Origin of the sequence: Mycolicibacterium hippocampi (genome assembly GCF_010723735.1) — a bacterium.
In the GTDB taxonomy this organism is placed as follows: Bacteria; Actinomycetota; Actinomycetes; order Mycobacteriales; family Mycobacteriaceae; genus Mycobacterium; species Mycobacterium hippocampi.
Window position 1 is genome coordinate 3763445 of record NZ_BLLB01000002.1, and the last position, 16396, is coordinate 3779840.

A 16396-nucleotide genomic window follows, 5' to 3' on the forward strand; every position below is an offset into this window, starting at 1 on the left:
GCACGGATCGACACCGCACCGCGGGCACCACCGACACCGTCGATGCAGCGGTAGTGAGTCGATCTTGATAGCCACAACGAGCCATCAGGCTCGAACGAAGAGGATTTCGGCCATTAGGTGTTTGCTGTTAGGACACGCCAGTCGAGCAAACCTGAGGTAATGTGCCTCGAGTCGGGGAACCTGCAGTACTCGGATCACTCCCGAGCAACGCTGTGCACGAGCGCGCGCCACACTTGGCAGCCGAGCGGCCGGCCTGTCCGCAGAGCCGGTTTGTTCGAAAAGTGGTGCGACAGCTCGCTCCGCAGCATGTCTCGAAGTGGCGACGGAACCGCCTCACCCGGCAGCACATATCGGGGCGGGGATTCCCGCGTGACACGAGGAGAGAGCACGTGAAGCAGGCACTGAAGGGGGCTCTCGTCGCGGCGGCGTTGCCATTCGCCACGTTGCCGGTTGCGTTCGGCGGCAGCGCAACCGCCGCGGCAGCCGGGCTGACACCCGAAGGTGCTGCAACGGTGCTGACACATGGACCGGCCCCGTGGGACATGCCTCAGTACCTCCAGGGCGCCGGTTGCGCAGCCCCCAGGAACTGTCAGGAAGTCCTGTACTGGTGGATCATCAGCACCACTACGTACGAGATCGGCGTCAACGAGAACCTCGTGAACCTCGACTACGCCATCAACCGTGCCGACGGCCCGAAGATCGTCTACGCGTTCAGCGGTGGCGCGAGGATAGCGACGGCATGGCTGACCGAACGGGCCGAAGACAGCGACGTCGCCGCAGACGATCTCTCGTTCCTGCTCATCGGCAACGGAACGCGTAAGTACGGCGGGGCCAGCACCTGGACGCTGGGGGACGTGATCACGGCGCCGCCGACCCGCTACGCAGTGATCGACGTGGCACGCGAGTACGACCCGGTCGCCGATTTCCCGACCAACCCGTTCAACCTGCTGGCAACGGCCAACGCTCTGGCCGCGTTCAACATCATCCACATGAACTACCGGGACGTGGATCTCGACGACCCCGACAACTATGTCTGGACCGAGGACAACACCACGTATGTTTTTGTCCCCACCGAGTACCTGCCTCTGCTGCAGCCGCTACGCAACCTCGGTCTCGATGAGTTGGCCGACCAGTGGGAAGGCCCATTGCGGGCGATCATCGACAGTGCCTACTCCCGGCCTTACCTGCCGGCGGAGCCCCAAGGCGAACAGGGCTCCGACGCGCTGCGGTCTCTGTCCGACGAGTCGTCGAGCACTGCGGTCACGTCGCTGACGCTCGACTCCGACGCCACGGTCACCGAGGACGTCACGGTCACCGAGGACGTCACCGACGCCGCCGAGAATGCAGCGGAGCCTTCCGAGCGCTCCGACGATTCCGGGGATGCGGTGAGCACTGTCGAGACGGACCAGGAGGCCGTGTCCGAGGAGCCGACCGCCGAAGCCGGCGGATCCGACCCCGACACCGGATCGACCGACACCGAGCCCACCGAGACGGAGTCGACCGACACTGAGCCCTCGGAGCAGCCCGACGAAACCGACGAGGTCGCCGACGACATCGACACTGAGACCGGCGAGGACTCCGCCGACTCCGACAAGCCCGCGGGTCCCAAGCACCGCGCGCCGCTCAACGGCACCAAGAAGACGACGGCGGGCAACCGCACCGATTCCACCGACGCCGATTCCGGCAGCGATGCCGGCAACAGCGATGCCGGCGACTCGGATCGAAAGTCCGACAAGGCCTCCGACAACAACAGTTCTTCCTGACGCAGACCCATGCGGCCGCGCCGAACACAGGCGGGTGGTCCGACGGCTATCCTTCCCGGGTGGCAACCAACGACAAGTCCGCGCTGGCCGGGAAAGTCGCTTTCATCACCGGTGGCGCGTCCGGGATCGGCGCCGCGCTGTCATCACAATTGGTGGACGCGGGCGCGCAGGTGTGGATCGCCGACCGCCAGTTCGAGGTGGCGGGCCAGCTCGCCGAGCGGCTCGGCGGCAGCGAGTCCGGGGTGCACGCGGTCGAACTGGACGTCCGGGACCCGGAAGCGTTCGAGCAGGCCGTCCGTGCGACGGTGCAGACATCCGGGCGCATCGATTACCTGTTCAACAACGCCGGCATCGGCATCGGGGGCGAGGTCGACACCCTGACGCTCGACGACTGGAACGACATCATCGACGTGAACCTGCGCGGAGTCATCCACGGGGTCGCCGCTGCCTACCCGATCATGATCTCCCAGGGCAGCGGTCACATCGTCAACACCGCATCCATGGCGGGCTTGATCACCACGTCGGCACAAGGCGGTTACTCCGCGACCAAGCATGCCGTCGTCGCTCTGTCCAAAACGATGCGCGTGGAGGCCGCCACCCACGGTGTGCAGGTGTCGGTGTTGTGTCCTGGGGTGGTGCGCACCCCGATCCTGTCCGGCGGCGAATACGGCCGCAACAAGTCGGTCAGTCGCGAAGACCAACTCAAACTGGGTGAGGCTCTGCGCCCCATGGACCCGGGCGACTTCGCCGAACGCGCACTGCGGGCGATTCGGCGCAATCAGGCGATCATCGTCGTGCCGCGGTGGTGGAAGGCGCTGTGGTACCTGGAGCGGTTGTCGCCGGCCCTGTCGATGCGGACCGCCGGTGCCGCGCTGCGCCGTACCCGCCAGGTGCAGTCAGGCGTGCCGCTTCGCTAATCGCCGCGCCTTTCGCGGGCTGAGCGCAGCCCGTCGGATGTCGCCGTTGTAGTGGGCGAGTACCCGCCTGTCCATCACCCGCCGCCACAACGGTGGGAGCAGCGCCACCACCACCATCGTCGCGTAGCCCGCCGGCAGTTGAGGGGCCTCCTCGGCGTGACACAGCGCCTGGTAGCGACGCCGAGGGTTCGCGTGATGGTCGGAGTGCCGCTGTAGGTGGAACAGGAACACGTTGGAGATGATCGAGTTGCTGTTCCAGCTGTGCGACGGGCGCACGTGCTCGTAGCTGCCGTCCGGGCGCTGCTGTCGGCGCAGCCCGTAGTGCTCCAGGTAGTTGATCGTCTCCAGCAGGAAGATCCCGACGGCGGCCTGCCCGATCAGCCACGGCAGTACCTCGACGCCGAAACTCACGGCCAGGACCGCGAACAGCGCAACCGTCATCAGCCAGGCGTTCAGTGCGTCGTTTTTCAGCGTCCACGGCGACAGGCCGCGCCGTGCGAGCCGACGGCGCTCGATCGCCCACGCGGAGCGCAGACTTCCGATGATCGACCGGTAGTGGAACAGGTAGATGTTCTCGCCCATCCGCGCGCTCGCGGGGTCCTCGGGCGTAGCGACGCGGGCGTGATGGCCCCGGTTGTGTTCGACGAAGAAGTGGCCGTACCCGGTTTGGGCGAGGGCCACCTTGCTGAGCCACCGCTCCGATTCAGCGCGCTGGTGTCCCATTTCATGGGCGGCGTTGATCGCGACGCCGCCGATGCCGCCGACGGTCAGCATCAGGCCGAACTTGTCGAGACCGCTGAGCGTGACTCCGCCGCCGCCGCTCCAGAACCAGCAGGCGAGCAATAGCGACAGATACTGGGCGGGCAGGTAGAGATAGATGGCCCACCGGTAGAAGCGGTCATGCTCCAGCCGGGCCAGCGCGCTGTCGGGCGGGTTCTCCGCATCCGGCCCGACGACATAGTCCAACACCGGGATCACCAGAAGCATCAGCGTGGGACCCGACCACCAGAAGACGCCCCACCCGGTCGCCGTGACCGCCGCCCACGACATCGGGACGAGCGTGGGGATGACCAGACCGAGCAGCCACACATAGCGCTTGCGGTCACGCCAGCCGCGGGCGGACACGCGATTACCCCCGGTGCCCGCCTTGGACTGTTGTCGTGTCGGCATCGTTCTCTGCGCTACCCCTCTTAGCTGGCGCCGGCTGATCGTCGCGGCCCCAAACGCGACGAAGTTGTATCGCTGTCATACCATCGGCGCATGTGACGGGCAATACGGCCGCCGAACCTCTGATCATATTGTGACGCCCCATCTGGGCCTGGAGCGGCTTGCTGGGCGGCTGCTCAAGCCAGCGGCGTCCAAGCCTTGTCGGCCCTCAGACGCGGTCTCCGCCCGCTGAGAGGCGGGCCATTACCGTAGGCGCGCCAGCGTCACGGGTCGACGACTGACGTGCGCCCAGTATAGATCGCCGGGCGGGTCTCGCCGATGCGACACGTCAGGACGTCATGTCGGCGATCGCCGATGCCAGCTCCGGACTCGCCGAGGTCTCCAGATTCTGGTAGCTGCCCCCGGTGATCTGGGTAACCGATTCCCAGGTGGCCCGGTCCGCGTCGTCACCGAAGTCGATGACGTTGACCGCCACCGGGCGGGCAGGGTCGAACGCGCCCCTGATGTACTGCTGTAGGCCCTCGGCGCCCAGCGACTGATCGGTGTGCGGCCCGGCGGTGATCACGAGCACCGAATTCTGCTGGCCTTCTCGGTAAGCGGCCGATGCGTCGGTGTAGACCAGCCGCAGCGTGGTGAACGAGACCGCGCCGCCGTTCGAGGCCGTCTGCCCGTTCAGCGCTGCGGTCAGGGCCTCGGATCGGGGCTGACCGGCGACCGGTTCGGACAGTGCGCCGACGCTGACCACCGACCGCCCTGCGACACCGTCGAACGTCCACAGACCCACACCGGAGTCCCCGGGCAGGACCTGCACCCGTGCCCTGAGCGCGTCGGCCACGTTGGCCAGTCGCGACTTGCCGCCTTCGTCCGCCGGCATCGACTGGTCGAGCATGACCGTCACGGTCGGGCTGGCAGCCGGCGTGGTCAGGGTGTCGGCGATCGTCGCCCGCAGCGCATTGTCGCCGACGTCCAAGGCTGCCGCGACCGGAGCGAAGTCGACGACGTCACTGGGGGGTGGTGCTACGCCGTCCACGCGGAACCCGGCTGTGGCGAGGTCGCCGAGTTGCTCGGGTTTGCGGATGAACCGGGCGAACTCGCTGGCAGCGGTCACCTGCTCCTGGGTCAGCCAGTCACCGGCGAGCAGCACGGTGGGGAAGTCGGCCATCGCTGTCGGGCCCGGTGGCAGCCACGCGGCCAACTTGGCGGTCGCGTCCGGCAGAGCCGACGCACGCTCGAAGAGCTGCTGCTCGGTCGTGACCACGGCGTGAACCGGCGCGGTAGCCGGATCGGGTGCGTTCACGAGGGCGTCCATCGCGGTGGCTGCGGTCGGGTCGGCGAGTTCGGGCGCGGCGCCGATCAGCGTGCTGACCGCACCCAACCCTGCGCTGGCGGGAGCGCCGGTCGGCGCGGCGGCGGCCGCCACCGCCTCGGCCGCCAGATATGCGGCGTCGCTGTCCTGGGTCAGCGGCATCGCAGCGCGCAGCCCGCCCCAGCCCGGCATCCCGAGACCGTCGAGCGAGGCGGGATCTGCCTGCAAGCCGGGCAGCGTTCCCCAGTTCTGTTGACCCAGGGCTTCTTGCAGCTGCGGCGGCACCGCGAGCACAACCGGCGAGGTGACCAGGGACCGGCTGTCACTGATGGTCGCGGCACCGGCCGCGGCCTCCAACCGGGCCTCCGACACCGAACTCGCCGGGATCCACAGCGCCGGTCGCTCACCGAGGTCGGCCGGCCAGTCTGCGGTGAACCCGTTGACGACCTGGTCGGAATCGGCGGACTCGACCGCCACCCTGACACACCGGTCGCCGACGGGCGCGGCGGTCTCGTTGTAGCGCTCCGCCAGCGCGGCGATCGGTTCGGTGATCGCCGGGTCCGTGACGACGGCGACGGCGACCTCACCGTCGACGCACCGCGCCGCGGCGACGTCGGATCGGTTCGACAACGCATCTCCGAAGAAGCGCCACAGGATGACGACACCGACGACCACGACCACGCTCACCAGCGCGACGATGACGCCGATGCTGACGCCTCGCCGACTCGGCGTCACCGAGCGATGGCTACCGGTCCACTCACCGCCGTCCCAGTCGCCGCCGTGCTGCGGGCCGGCAGACCGTGGCGGGACCGGGTCGTCGCGGTAGGCGTCAGAATCGAAATCCCGTTCCGTGGGCTCGAAGCCGTCGTCGACCCCGAACCGCTCGGTCCGTTCGTCTTCGGGCTCCTGGCCGGCGGAGTCCTCTGGGTCGGGAAGGCTATGTCTGCCCATGCCGGCCCGTCCCGCCCGTCCTGCCTCCGCAGGTGTCCGGTCGCTCGGTCAGTCCTGATCGCACAACATCAACCAACGTTGCCAGCCGCCTTGAACTCTCGGCGCCTGCGGTGCAGGATCGGCTCGGTGTAGCCGTTGGGCTGTTCACCGCCGGACAGGATCAGCTCCTGTGCCGCCTGGAAAGCGATGTTGTCGTCCGGGTCGGTGGCCATCGGCCGGAACTCCGGGTCCGCGGCGTTCTGCTCGTCCACCACCGCGGCCATCCGCCGCAGGCTCGCCTTGACGTCCTCTTCGGTGATCACTCCGTGGCGCAACCAGTTCGCCAGCAGCTGACTGGAGATGCGCAGCGTCGCACGATCCTCCATCAACGCCACGTCGTGGATGTCGGGGACCTTCGAACAACCCACCCCGGCGTCGATCCAGCGCACCACGTAGCCGAGGATCGACTGACAGTTGTTGTCGACCTCCTCGCGGATCTCTTCCGGGGCCCACGCCAGTTCCTTGGCCAGTGGGATCGTCAACAGCTCGTCGAGCGAAAACCGCTTCTCGCCCTCGAGGTCCTTGTGCACCGCGAACACATCGACCTCGTGGTAGTGCATCGCGTGCAACGTCGCAGCCGTCGGCGACGGCACCCAGGCGGTGGTGGCACCGGCCTTGGGCTGGCCGATCTTCTGCTCGACCATGTCGCCCATCAGCTCGGTCATGGCCCACATGCCCTTGCCGATCTGCGCCCTGCCGGAGAAGCCGGTGGCCAGCCCGATGTCGACGTTCTGGTTCTCGTACGCGCCGATCCAGGGCTGGGACTTCATCGCGCCCTTGCGGATCATCGGACCCGCCTGCATCGAGGTGTGGATCTCGTCGCCGGTGCGGTCCAGGAAGCCGGTGTTGATGAACACCACCCGGTCGGCAGCGGCCTTGATGCAGGCCTTGAGGTTCACCGTGGTGCGGCGTTCCTCGTCCATGATGCCCACCTTGATGGTGTTCTGCGGCAGGCCGAGCACGTCTTCGACGCGGCTGAAGAGCTCGCAGGTGAACGCCACCTCATCCGGGCCGTGCATCTTGGGCTTGACGATGTAGATCGAACCGGTGCGGCTGTTGGCCAGCGGTCCGTTCGCGCCGTCGTTGTCGGAACCCTGCCGGAGTCCGTGGATGCCGATCAGGCTGGTGAACAGCGCGTCCTGGATACCCTCGGGAACCTCTGCGCCGTCCTGACCGTCGGCGTCGAACACCATCGCGTCGTTGGTCATCAGGTGGCCGACGTTGCGGACGAACATCAGGCTGCGGCCGGGCAGTGTGAGCTCGCCGCCATCGGGGGACTGATAAGTGCGGTCCTCGTTGAGGACTCGGGTGAACGACTTGTCACCCTTGGCGACTTCCTCGCTGAGGTCGCCGCGGTTGAGACCGAGCCAGTTGCGGTAGCCGAGCACCTTGTCGTCGGCGTCGACGGCGGCCACGGAATCCTCGAAGTCCATGATCGTGGTGACGGCCGACTCCAGCACGAGGTCCTTGATCCCGGCCGCGTCGGTGGAGCCGATCGGGGAGTCCGGGTCGATCAGGATCTCGACGTGCAGTCCGTTGTTGACCAGCAGCACAGCGTCGGGGTTCGCGGCATCGCCGAGGTAGCCGACGAACTGCCCGGGTTCGGCCAACCCGATCCGCTGCCCGTCGCCGAGGGTCACCGAGACCTGACCGTCGTCGACTGCGAGCGAGGTGATGTCGGCCCAGGAGCCCGACGCCAGCGGCACCGACCCGTCGAGGAACCGACGGGCGTAGGCGATGACCTTGTCGCCTCGAACCTTGTTGTATCCCTGGCCCTTTTCTGCGCCGTCCTCCTCGCCGATGACGTCGGTGCCGTAGAGCGCGTCGTAGAGAGAGCCCCAACGGGCGTTCGCCGCGTTCAGGGCGAACCGCGCGTTGAGGATCGGCACCACCAATTGTGGGCCCGCGGTGGAGGCGATCTCGGCGTCGACGCCCGCGGTGGTGATCGTGAAATCCGCCGGTTCGGGCTGCAGGTATCCGATGTCGGTGAGGAACCGCTGGTACTCGTCGGCGTCGAAGGGACCGATGACCCGGGCGCGATGCCACTTGTCGATCTGCGCCTGCAGGTCGTCCCGGCGGGCGAGCAGGTCCTCGTTCTTGGGTGTCAGATCGGCCACGACCTTGTCGACGCCGGACCAGAAGGTGTCGGGGTCGAGGTCTGTGCCGGGCAGCGCCTCACTGTTGATGAAGTCGTACAACACGGGGGCGACGCGCAGGTTGCCCACCTTCACGCGTTCGGTCATGGTTCCTCCCTCGCCTGCACGTGCGCCTCGGGGGCGCACCTGCCTTGTGCAATCGGTATGCAGCAATGTCGATCCAGCTTACCCAGCGGTAACAGGGCTAATACCCCGTGGCGTCGTCCAGCAGCGCTGTGCAGCGTTTCAACAGCCCGGCCCGCAGTGGTGCGGCCCGTTTGCTGATCGCCTCCTGGGCCCGAGCGTATTCACGCCGACCACCGGCCGTTTCGACGGCGATCGGCTCGAACCCGAACCCCCGCAGATCGTAGGGGCTCGCCCGCATATCGAGCACCCGCGCCTCTGTGGCGAGCTCCAGGCAGTCCAGCACCAGCCCGGATTCGATGAGCGGCCCGAGCTTGAACGCCCACTTGTACAGGTCACTGCACAAGCAGCTGGCGCACACATTGCATCACTGTCGGGCCCCTGCACAATTCGGCACCCTACTGGGCAGAGGCCCCGTGTGACTCAGCGGTCAGCCAGCTTCTCGATAGCGCGCAGTACCTTGTGCCAGTCCTCGAATTTCAACGGGGGTCGATAATGGCCGATTGGTGGCGCTTCGGTCCATGTAATTGGTTGTGCCCCAGGAAGATCGGGCGTCCAGGTGATGTGCACCTCTCCGCCGCGCTCATCCACTTGCACCGTTGAGAAGAAGTGTGCTTGGCCTGCCGCAATGTCTACCGGCGTGCGATCACGGTTGAAGCCGATATCCCTGAAGTCACCAGCTAACGAGACGTTGCGGGCATTGACGGTTCCGACGTTCCGCAGAACATAGACGCTTTCGGGGCCGATCACGCTCTGGATTCTGGGTTCGATGCGCCAGCCATAGTGACGCCCAGCCTCTACAACCTCGGCAAGATCGGCAGAGCGTTGAGCTGCCTCCGCAGCAATCTCTGCATGGTTTACGGCTTCTCGCGCTGCTTGGGCTTGCTGGCGTCCGAATATCACTGCAGCTGCTGCGACAACTACAGAGAGGACCGAAACAACGAGCGCAGCAACTGCCATTCACGCACCATATCGCGTGTTTGTGCTGCACCCATGCGCCCCGGCAGGAGGATCTTGGCGTCGTGCCGCCATAGTGTTGTCACATGGGAGATGGCGAGCTCGAACGCCGATTGAGTGCCCTTGAGCGGCGTGCCGCCGCAGACAACGAGGCCCGGCGGCGTGCGTGGAGGCCAGCGGCGTCTTCGATGGAGGCTTTCGCGCTGAAGGTGCTGGGCGGCTGGGAAGTGCTCAAATCGGATGTCAATTGGGCGTACTTCCACGCGGTGGGCCGAGAGGGGCCGCCTGCGAGGTCCGACAAGCTACCCGCGACCATCCGGCAGGTGGCTGAAATGCACAACGTGCGATGGCCCCACGAGCAATGGTCATGGGTCTGTGGCCAGGCGGGCGAGGTGCGGCACAAGCTGGCGCACCTGCTGTACGTCACCGAGGTGGACAACGACTCGTCGCCACCCCACCGCAAAATGGCCTTCATGCGCCTAGGCAAGCCCGGCGAACCGCGCAAGGTTAACCAGCGCCCTGGCGAGCTGAGCTTCCGTGATGACGTTTGGTCACAACAGAGTTCGCAACTGGACGCGGTAACGGAGCAAGACCTAGGGCTGGCGCTGGAGCAGATCAAGTGGCTCGATGACAGCTGCAGGTACATGCAGCGCTTCGGCCAGTTCCTCAACGGCGATGATCCGTGGCCCGATGACAAGCCGCTGCCCAGCTGGGAGCGTGACCTGCTGGTGTGGTGGTTCGACGACTGGGGCCACCCAGAAACAGCCGAGATCCGCGCTGGCCAACTGCGTGCGATACCCCTTGGGAAGCAGTAGCGGCTGGCCGCTACGTCACCGGCACGCCCCACCCATCGCAGCCCGGCACCCGCACCGTGCAGAGGTAGTGAAAGTCCATCAGGGCGTAGTCCTGGTGCGCCTCGCTCCACCGAGCGGTGCCGCCGCCGTCGATGCGCACGCTGTCAGGGAATAGGTATTCGTCCTCGCCCAGGCGTGACACCACGTCCCGGGTCGCCTCAGCCTTTGCCTGGCGCAACTTGCCGGGGCCGAGCGTGTTGGGCACCGTCACGACGCCCCTGCGGGTCTCACACATGCCGCTATCGTCCCGCAGCAGCGCGGCCCCCGTCCATGGCGGCACGCCGCCAGCGTTCACTTTTATGGTGAACGGCCCTGCTGCGCCGAAATCACCCGGTGACCGGCGACGGCCCACGGCTGACTACGCCCCGCACGGTCATTGCGTCATGCCGCCATGCCCCTTGTTTGGCGTTCACCTTGACCAGGGGGGGCGGCAGCATCCGGGCGGCTCCTGCCGTCGAGAAGGCCGTCCAACTTTGACACCGGGTACACCCCCGGCGGCGTCGTGCTGGGTTGCCTGGCGGTGCCGTGCTGGCGCTGTGGTGCCTGCTGGCGCACCTTTGCTGAGCGCGGGTGTGCCGGGCTGGGTCGTGCTGCGCCGCTGAGAGTGGCGAGACCTGCAACGTCCTGGGTCTGGCTGCGGCGCAGCACGACGGTGGTGGGGTGGTGCGGGGCCGCGCGCCTGGTGCCGGGGCCAGGTCCGCAAGGCCCTGGGGCACTCCCAAGCGCCGGGCGCAGCTTGGCCCCGCACCACCCGTCTCGCCCGTGGCCGCTGAGGCCAAGCCACGGGCAAGTCTCACTACGTCGTCGGCATGGTGTTCACGATGGCCGGCTCGACGTGCAGCACGCCGTACATGAACGTGGCGCGCAGTGCCCGCCGGTCCACCAGGTCACGCACGGCGGCCTCGGTTATGGCCATGCGCTTGGCGGCATCGCCCACGGTGCACCAGTCGCGGTCGTCCAGGTCGATCATCGGTGCTCCCGCACCCAGCGGCGACCGGCGGCCAGCGCGGCCCGCTGGGTCTTGTACAGCCCGGCGCTGGTGGTGCTGGTCGCCCACGGGGAGCGCCAGCACCACCGCCAACCGTCGCCGTGGCGCTCGGCTGTCACGCCATCTGCTGCAGCCACGTGGTTACTCGGCGGCCAGGCTGCAGATGTAGAACGACGCGGGCCGGGTGATGCCGATGCCGTACCGGCCCTCGGCGCGTGCCACGAACTGGTTCTTCGTGAACAGCACGCCGCTCATGTCCACGTCGATGCGCAACGACTCCCGCACCCCGATGAGCACCTTGGACCAGTCGGCCAGCAGCGCCGTGCCTGCCGGGATGCTGGGGCACACCACGCGGGTGATCTCTGCGGGATCGCCGAAGACATTGGCGCTGCGGTGCTGCCCGTCAGCAAACCCGTCCAACAGGAATCCACCGCTCGCGCCCCAGCGCGTGAGATCGAGCGTCTCGGCGTCTGCCGGATTCAGCACCAGGGCGTTGCAGGCGTCACCTGCGGTTTGCGCCGCAGTGAGGGCCTTGCGGATGGTGGTCGCCGGGTCGGTGGCGAACGCGACCGGGGTGGTGCCGCTGGCCGACAAGATGCCGGTGATGCTCTCCCCGGTGCCATCACCTGCGATGACCTGCGTTTCCAGGGCGGCGATAACGCCGTCGCCGAGTTCGTCGTAAAGCCACGCTTCCAGGCCCGGCACGTCCATCAGGAGCCGTTGGGGTGTGGGCTCTGAGAGGTGAGCGATGACGCGGGCCCGATCCTGCACAGCCTCGACCGTGAGCACGCTCGTGGGCTTGGTGGCGTTGTCGGCCACCACGTCGGCGTTGTTAGTGCGCACGCTCTGCACGAAGTACTCGAATGCGTTGCCTTCCAACTGAATTCGGTTGACCAGCAAGTCCACCAGGCGGGTGGGCCGGGCCTTGGGCGTCACACCGACCGGCAGCAGCTGCGGCACATCGACGCTCCCGCTGGTCATCGCCCTGGTGGTCGCAACGCTGTCCTCGCCGCCCAGCCTCTGCAGCGCGGCAGCTGCGCGGGCCTCCCAGGTGCCGCCGCCGTTGGCGTCCAGCCGCCCGCTGGCCTGCCGGACTCGCATGGCTTCGTCGTTATCGAGGCCAGCGCGGCGGCACTCTGCCGACGCCTCACCGACCAGTTCGTCCAGGGCGGTGATGTCGTCGGTCAGCTGGCGGTGTGCGGTGGTCTCACTCTCGGTGAGGTTGTCGCGGCCCTCCCGCTCGGCGCGGTCGATGATGGCTGTGCGGCGGGCGCGGGCCTCGTCGCGCAATCGGGCCAGGCGGTCGCGGTTCTCTCTCAACCCGGGCATCGGGCGTTCCTTTCAGATGGGTGTGCCGCCGGGCGCGAATCCACGCGCTGCAGCGCAGGGGTCAGTCACGTGATGGGGTGGCTGCCGTGCGGTGGCCCCGTCACCGGCTTGCCGAGGAAGCGTCTGCGTTGGCTGGCCGTGGCCCGGTCCTGCCTGCGCTCTGACGCTGGGGTGACCGTACACCGCCCCACCGACAACGGTCCAGAGGTACCGCGTGTGTCTCCTGTTCCCGAATGTGTATAGCGCGCTGCACAATTCAGCTGTTGTTCTCGTCGCCGGGTGGCGGCGTGCCGCCAGGTGGTGGTGAACCGATGCCGGGGCCGGTGGCCTTGCCGGTGGACAAATCGGACCAACTTGGCAAGCCCGTCAGGTCTGCCTCGGGGCGGCCCTCGCGCGCCCGCCGCGCTTCCTCTGCCGCGATGGTCTGGAACTCCGCATCGGTGCGACCCTTGGCGTACGCCCGGTCCAGGTGTTCCCCGGCCATCGCGGTGGCGGCGTGCCGCAGCCACCCCCCGGCCTCGGTCGGCTCGGCGTGCTCGTTAATGTGCCGCGCTAGCACGTCCAGCTCTACGTCAGTCAGGTCGGTCAGGCTGCCGTCCCCGGCCTCGCGGCGGCCCAATTCGGCGGCGGTGTGCCACCACCACGCGGTTGCCCAGCGGGCGACCCCGGGTGACTTGGATTCGCCCATGATTGCCAGCTCGCCTGCCAGATCCTGCAAGCCGGTGATGGACAGGCTGCGCAGCACGCTGCGCAGGTCGGGTGGGGTGTTGTTCTCGCTCACGGGTTGTGTCCTTTCTTCGGTGGAACCGTGAAAACCAGCCACTGCCCCTGCGGGCGGGCGGCTATGCGGTGGGTGCCGCAGCACTCTGCGGACTCTGTTGGGCACCGCCCCAGCTGGGCGGCTTTGACGGCCTCTTCCACGGTGGCAAAAAACGACATCTGCCAGCGGTGGCCCTCGCTGTCGCTGCACAGCAGCGCTGCGGTGTCGGTGGGTGCGGGCCAACGTCCTCCGCGAAGCTCACCCATCGCCACCGCCTGAAAGGGCTTGCTGTGCAGCGCGCTTCGCGGCAGCGCCGCCCGCAGACGCGGCCTGGCCGTCTACCTCCCCAGCGTTCGCCAGCAGCCCGCGCGCGAAGTGCGGCCAGTCCGTGGCAGCGGCCCAGGACTTCGACCAGAGCCGCCACGTCTGCTGCAACACGCGCCGGGCGGTGCGCAGCCGGTACGCCGGGATGACGTGGGTCCGCTCGCCGAGTTCATCGCATGCGAGGTGCACGAGCCGCCAAGGCACCGGCTGGGGGCCGTGCCGGGCGGCATCCTCGCCGGGGTGCGCCCGCCGCCAGCTGTCGATCTGGACAGACCGCGCGAGGGCGGCGGCGGTGTTGACGGCGGCGTGCCCTCGGTGTTCGCCGTCGATGATCCCCCCGCAGGCCATGCACTGCAGCTGTAGCGCCACGGGCGGCCACGGAACCGGAGGCGGCCCGGCGGCGGGAGCTTCGGGCGGTTCGGCGGCCACCCCTGCAGCGGGTACCGGCCCGGCAGCGAGGTCTGATGGGCGGGGCGCGCTCACCGGTCAACCTGGTGGGGCGGCGGGACTATCTCCGTGATCTCGGTGCCGTCGAGCGGGTCGTACACCTTGCGGCTGACGGGGGTGCGGTCGCTGTAGCTGCCTGTCCCGGTCGCCGCGTTGGCCTGCTCCAGGGCGGCGTCCAGGGTGGCGGCTACCCGGTCGAGCGCAGCTCGCGATACCCGCACCGCCGCCCCGGAGGCCTGAGGCCGGGACCAGGCCTCGGTGTCGGCGCGCGCCTCAGCCACCACGGCGGCGGCGTGCTTCACCGCATCCAGCAGCCGGTCGAGGTCGCCTCTGGGCACCCCGTGCGGCGTGGCCCCGAATCGCCGGGCGGTGCAGCCGCACCCGCACGTCGCGATGAGGTTCTGATGATCCTCGGCGGGGTGGCCGCAGATCAGACACGTGGTCATGGATTCTCCTGTGCTGCAGTCGCTTTCATGTGCTCTAAGCGTGCGCGGACGGCGGCCAAGCGGGCAGGCTGCCTGTCGTGGGTGGGCTGCCGGGCCGGGGTGGTGCCGCCGCAATCGGCGCAGGTGTTCATCTCGCCTGTCCCGCCCGGGACACCCGCCTTAGTGGCGGCATGGCGCAACGCGGTTGCACCCCTGCAGGTTTGGCGGCATGGCGCATCGGCGCTGCAAGCGTGTGGAGGCACCCGGCGGGCACAGCCACCCCGGCGGGCTCCTGAGCGGCTACTGGCGTTGACGCTGGGCAGCGCAGCGGAGTCCACCCGGTTCACTGCGCGCCCTCAGCGGCCAGGTGGTCGAGGTCTCGGGCGATCCAGTCGGCCACCATTGCGGCGGCATCCTCCATCGACCCGCCGTTGGCGTGCTCGTACTCCACAGCCACCATGCAGGCCAGCCGCGTCGCCATCTGCCGCAAGCAGTGCGTGCAGTCGTCGATTTCATCGAGCACCAGGTCGGTGTCGGCAGCCAGTCGGGCCCCGTCCTTCGTAATGCACGCCAGCACCATGCGCAGCTCACGGGTGTGATCGAGCATCGGTTCCTCCCACAGTCGCGATCCGAACACCGAGGTGGGCGCATTTCTCGGCGGGCTCCGCTGGCGTGCCGTCAGCATCGAGAACCCAGCCACCCTCGTCACACCACTGGCACGCCGCCATCAGCGCCTTGGCTTCGGCGCGCAGCCGAGCCTCGTGCTCGCGGTCCCAGATGCGCCGCTTCTCGCGGTGCTGCTGGCACGCGCCGCACTTCTCGCGGGTACCGCGAGGATGCTCAGGACAGAATCTCGGCGGGGGGTCGTCGTTAGCTGCTGCCGTTGAGGGGGTGCTGTCATCACGCACGTCCGGCGCGCCCGCGCTCTCTCTCTTTGTCTCTACTGTCTCTATATAAGGTGCATCGGGCGTTTTCGCCCCGGTACCAGGGCGTTTTCGCCCTACACCCCGGGCGTTTTCGCCCTCCCATAGGGCGCTTTCGCCCGTTGGCTGTTCAGCGCCATTTTGGGCCAGGGCGTTTTCGCCCGATGGCAGGTCAGGGTGGTAACCCCACGTCTGGTCCTTACCGGGGTGGAATCTGTTTGCTAGCAAGACTCCTTGAGCCTTGAGGGCCAATAGCGCCCTCTTCACCGCATCCCGCTTCAGACACACCTCACCAGCGATGGTCTCGTAACTCGCACACCAGTATCGGCGGCCCTGGCCGTCGTGCTCAAAGTCACCCGGCCCGCCGTGCTGGCAGCGGAAATCGATGTGAGCCAACACGTACGCGTCGCGCACCCCGAACTGCTCGACCCAGCCCGGCGGCACCTTGACGAACGGCGGCCTGGCGGTCACCGGGCATCACCGACCCGAAATGCGGCGCGGATGATGGCGGCCTGGTCGGGGGAGAGGGGCGGCGCACACTCAAGGCCCCGGCGCACGTGCTCGCGCCAGCGGGCATCGCGCTCGTTGTCCGTCTCGCTGGTAGTGGTGCTGGTCACGGTGCATCACCGCCGTTGACCAGCTTCAGAACCTCATCGAGGTCCACCCGCAGCAGACGAGGGCCTACGCGCCAGGCGCGTAGGTGGCCGCTCTTGATCCAGCGGTAGACGGAGTTGGGGTGAACGTGTGCCTCGCAGGCGGCCTCAGCGGGTGTACCGAGGCGCGGCGGTGCAGACGGTGCCGGGCGGGATCGAGGGGGTGCAGGGCGGGCCATGGAGGCGACCTCCGGTGAGCTGGGCGCGAATCATCGCGACCCCTCATCGGGAGGCTCAGTCGGGTGTCACCACCCGCGCTGCGTAACCACAAGTTACCACTAGGCCCCGATGTTCCCGAGAGGCAATACGCGGCC

19 protein-coding genes and 1 pseudogene are annotated in these 16396 nt (G+C 67.9%); 3 read left to right on the forward strand and 17 right to left on the reverse strand.

The features are described from left to right. Positions 1 to 389: 389 nt before the first annotated feature. Both G6N53_RS19085 and G6N53_RS19090 read left to right on the forward strand, forming a co-directional pair. Positions 390 to 1763 carry a PE-PPE domain-containing protein gene (locus G6N53_RS19085; protein WP_163890970.1) on the forward strand — a complete coding sequence of 458 codons (1374 nt, stop codon included), beginning with the start codon at positions 390 to 392 and terminating at the stop codon, positions 1761 to 1763. Positions 1764 to 1822: 59 nt separating this feature from the next. After that, entirely contained in the window at positions 1823 to 2680 is an 858-nt protein-coding gene (locus G6N53_RS19090; protein WP_163890972.1) for an SDR family NAD(P)-dependent oxidoreductase, read from the forward strand. On the opposite strand, the gene G6N53_RS19095 is transcribed toward G6N53_RS19090, so the two are convergent. The 5 genes and pseudogenes from G6N53_RS19095 to G6N53_RS19115 form a co-directional block, all read right to left on the reverse strand. Continuing rightward, positions 2660 to 3850 carry an alkane 1-monooxygenase gene (locus tag G6N53_RS19095; RefSeq protein WP_163890973.1) on the reverse strand — a complete coding sequence of 397 codons (1191 nt, stop codon included), beginning with the start codon at positions 3848 to 3850 and terminating at the stop codon, positions 2660 to 2662. The two genes, G6N53_RS19090 and G6N53_RS19095, sit on opposite strands and share 21 nt — an antisense overlap. Before the next feature lie 325 nt (positions 3851 to 4175). Continuing rightward, positions 4176 to 6104, reverse strand: coding sequence for a vWA domain-containing protein (locus tag G6N53_RS19100; protein ID WP_163890975.1), 1929 nt, complete (start codon positions 6102 to 6104; stop codon positions 4176 to 4178). A gap of 68 nt (positions 6105 to 6172) precedes the next feature. Beyond that, positions 6173 to 8386, reverse strand: a complete 2214-nt coding sequence (locus G6N53_RS19105) for a malate synthase G (RefSeq protein ID WP_163890976.1) — start codon at positions 8384 to 8386, stop codon at positions 6173 to 6175. Between the two features lie 97 nt (positions 8387 to 8483). Beyond that, positions 8484 to 8759: pseudogene (locus G6N53_RS19110) on the reverse strand (3-methyladenine DNA glycosylase); the annotation flags it as partial. An 86-nt stretch (positions 8760 to 8845) separates the two neighbouring features. After that, on the reverse strand, positions 8846 to 9382 hold the full coding sequence (locus G6N53_RS19115; protein ID WP_163890978.1) for a hypothetical protein: 537 nt from the start codon (positions 9380 to 9382) through the stop codon (positions 8846 to 8848). A gap of 83 nt (positions 9383 to 9465) precedes the next feature. On the opposite strand from G6N53_RS19115, the gene G6N53_RS19120 reads away from it, so the two are divergent. Beyond that, positions 9466 to 10194, forward strand: a complete 729-nt coding sequence (locus G6N53_RS19120) for a hypothetical protein (protein ID WP_163890980.1) — start codon at positions 9466 to 9468, stop codon at positions 10192 to 10194. Between the two features lie 10 nt (positions 10195 to 10204). Here the strand turns inward: G6N53_RS19120 and G6N53_RS19125 are convergent, their stop codons facing one another. The 12 genes from G6N53_RS19125 to G6N53_RS30655 all read right to left on the reverse strand — a co-directional run bounded on the left by G6N53_RS19125 (position 10205) and on the right by G6N53_RS30655 (position 16261). Next, positions 10205 to 10513, reverse strand: a complete 309-nt coding sequence (locus tag G6N53_RS19125) for a hypothetical protein (RefSeq protein WP_163890982.1) — start codon at positions 10511 to 10513, stop codon at positions 10205 to 10207. A 516-nt stretch (positions 10514 to 11029) separates the two neighbouring features. Next, positions 11030 to 11203: a hypothetical protein gene (locus tag G6N53_RS19130; RefSeq protein WP_163890984.1), complete on the reverse strand. Its 174-nt coding sequence runs from the start codon at positions 11201 to 11203 to the stop codon at positions 11030 to 11032. After that, positions 11200 to 11340 (reverse strand): hypothetical protein, encoded by a 141-nt coding sequence (locus G6N53_RS19135; RefSeq protein ID WP_163890986.1) that lies wholly within the window; start codon positions 11338 to 11340, stop codon positions 11200 to 11202. Before G6N53_RS19135 ends, G6N53_RS19130 begins: the two co-directional genes overlap by 4 nt. Before the next feature lie 22 nt (positions 11341 to 11362). Continuing rightward, entirely contained in the window at positions 11363 to 12550 is a 1188-nt protein-coding gene (locus G6N53_RS19140) for a phage major capsid protein (RefSeq protein ID WP_163890988.1), read from the reverse strand. 256 nt (positions 12551 to 12806) lie between these two features. After that, positions 12807 to 13331, reverse strand: a complete 525-nt coding sequence (locus tag G6N53_RS19145; RefSeq protein WP_163890990.1) for a hypothetical protein — start codon at positions 13329 to 13331, stop codon at positions 12807 to 12809. Continuing rightward, positions 13328 to 13576: a hypothetical protein gene (locus G6N53_RS19150; RefSeq protein WP_163890992.1), complete on the reverse strand. Its 249-nt coding sequence runs from the start codon at positions 13574 to 13576 to the stop codon at positions 13328 to 13330. Before G6N53_RS19150 ends, G6N53_RS19145 begins: the two co-directional genes overlap by 4 nt. Beyond that, positions 13569 to 14117: a hypothetical protein gene (locus G6N53_RS19155; protein ID WP_163890994.1), complete on the reverse strand. Its 549-nt coding sequence runs from the start codon at positions 14115 to 14117 to the stop codon at positions 13569 to 13571. The genes G6N53_RS19150 and G6N53_RS19155 overlap by 8 nt, the downstream gene beginning before the upstream one ends. Next, a complete protein-coding gene (locus G6N53_RS19160) occupies positions 14114 to 14527 on the reverse strand; it encodes a hypothetical protein (protein WP_163890996.1) in 414 nt (137 codons plus the stop codon). The genes G6N53_RS19155 and G6N53_RS19160 overlap by 4 nt, the downstream gene beginning before the upstream one ends. A gap of 322 nt (positions 14528 to 14849) precedes the next feature. Next, a complete protein-coding gene (locus G6N53_RS19165) occupies positions 14850 to 15113 on the reverse strand; it encodes a hypothetical protein (RefSeq protein WP_163890998.1) in 264 nt (87 codons plus the stop codon). Next, entirely contained in the window at positions 15094 to 15900 is an 807-nt protein-coding gene (locus G6N53_RS19170; protein ID WP_163891001.1) for a hypothetical protein, read from the reverse strand. The genes G6N53_RS19165 and G6N53_RS19170 overlap by 20 nt, the downstream gene beginning before the upstream one ends. Then, entirely contained in the window at positions 15897 to 16046 is a 150-nt protein-coding gene (locus G6N53_RS29915; protein WP_205390414.1) for a hypothetical protein, read from the reverse strand. The genes G6N53_RS19170 and G6N53_RS29915 overlap by 4 nt, the downstream gene beginning before the upstream one ends. Further along, positions 16043 to 16261, reverse strand: a complete 219-nt coding sequence (locus G6N53_RS30655) for a helix-turn-helix domain-containing protein (RefSeq protein ID WP_163891003.1) — start codon at positions 16259 to 16261, stop codon at positions 16043 to 16045. The genes G6N53_RS29915 and G6N53_RS30655 overlap by 4 nt, the downstream gene beginning before the upstream one ends. Positions 16262 to 16396 lie beyond the last annotated feature (135 nt).

Coding starts and splice junctions, on each gene's coding strand:
- G6N53_RS19095 (WP_163890973.1), bottom strand. CDS start 3,850: ATGCCGACACGACAACAGTCCAAGGCGGGCACCGGGGGTAATCGCGTG.
- G6N53_RS19100 (WP_163890975.1), bottom strand. CDS start 6,104: ATGGGCAGACATAGCCTTCCCGACCCAGAGGACTCCGCCGGCCAGGAG.
- G6N53_RS19105 (WP_163890976.1), bottom strand. CDS start 8,386: ATGACCGAACGCGTGAAGGTGGGCAACCTGCGCGTCGCCCCCGTGTTG.
- G6N53_RS19115 (WP_163890978.1), bottom strand. CDS start 9,382: ATGGCAGTTGCTGCGCTCGTTGTTTCGGTCCTCTCTGTAGTTGTCGCA.
- G6N53_RS19120 (WP_163890980.1), top strand. CDS start 9,466: ATGGGAGATGGCGAGCTCGAACGCCGATTGAGTGCCCTTGAGCGGCGT.
- G6N53_RS19130 (WP_163890984.1), bottom strand. CDS start 11,203: ATGATCGACCTGGACGACCGCGACTGGTGCACCGTGGGCGATGCCGCC.
- G6N53_RS19140 (WP_163890988.1), bottom strand. CDS start 12,550: ATGCCCGGGTTGAGAGAGAACCGCGACCGCCTGGCCCGATTGCGCGAC.
- G6N53_RS19150 (WP_163890992.1), bottom strand. CDS start 13,576: ATGGGTGAGCTTCGCGGAGGACGTTGGCCCGCACCCACCGACACCGCA.
- G6N53_RS19160 (WP_163890996.1), bottom strand. CDS start 14,527: ATGACCACGTGTCTGATCTGCGGCCACCCCGCCGAGGATCATCAGAAC.
- G6N53_RS19165 (WP_163890998.1), bottom strand. CDS start 15,113: ATGCTCGATCACACCCGTGAGCTGCGCATGGTGCTGGCGTGCATTACG.
- G6N53_RS30655 (WP_163891003.1), bottom strand. CDS start 16,261: ATGGCCCGCCCTGCACCCCCTCGATCCCGCCCGGCACCGTCTGCACCG.